Source organism: Mangrovihabitans endophyticus (genome assembly GCF_014646155.1).
Lineage (GTDB): Bacteria > Actinomycetota > Actinomycetes > Mycobacteriales > Micromonosporaceae > Actinoplanes > Actinoplanes endophyticus.
Map to the genome: position 1 here is coordinate 1 of NZ_BMMX01000141.1, position 726 is coordinate 726.

1 protein-coding gene is annotated in these 726 nt (G+C 72.9%); it reads right to left on the minus strand.

Annotated elements, in window-relative coordinates; translation table 11 throughout:
* Positions 1-564: IS110 family transposase (locus tag IEY73_RS32780; protein WP_229716436.1), on the minus strand; the 564-nt coding region annotated here is incomplete at its 3' end.
* Positions 565-726 lie beyond the last annotated feature (162 nt).

The following is a 726-nucleotide window of genomic DNA, read 5'->3' on the forward strand; positions in this document are numbered from 1 at the left end:
CTGCCGGGTGGTGGGCTGGCCGTGGAACTGTTCGCGTAGGTCGTCCTCGGCGGTCAGGGTCAGGGATTTGAACAGGTTGACGGTGGCGGTGCGGGTGTCGGTGTAGTGGCGGCGGCAGACGTGCAGGATCCGCAGGGTTTCCCGGTCGCCGTCGGCGCGGGGGGTGGCCTGGTGGTCGGTGGCCAGCACGGCGCGGGCGGCGTGGACGGCGTCCAGGGAATCGGATTTGCCGCCGCGGCGGCGGTTGCCGGTGGCGGGTTTCGGCGCTTCCAGGACGGTCTCGCCAGCGGCGAGCAGGGCACGGGTCAGGCCGGTCCCGTGGGCGCGGGTGCCGTCGATGGCCCAGACCCGCCGGTCACCGAGCTGGGCGGTGTGCCGGCCGGCCCAGGCCAGCAGCCCGGCCGTGCCGTGCGGGCCGGCGGGCACGGTGAGTTCGGCCAGCACCGCGCCCAGCGGGGTGACCACCGCCGCGGTGTGCGTGTCGGTGTGGGTGTCCACACCGATGACCGCGTCGACACGCTCGCTCAGCCGTTGGGCTGCGGGTTCTGAAAGGATGGGCGGCACGGACGGTTCTCCCTTGCACGGGGCGACGTTCGGACGGCGTCGGCCCGGGAGATGGTCACCGAGCGGCATATCTGTGATGAGTCACGCGAGCACGCGGACAGGCTTCTGATCAGGCCAGCACGGTGGGCCGGGCCGACGCCGGCAACCCACGAGGACAAGTCG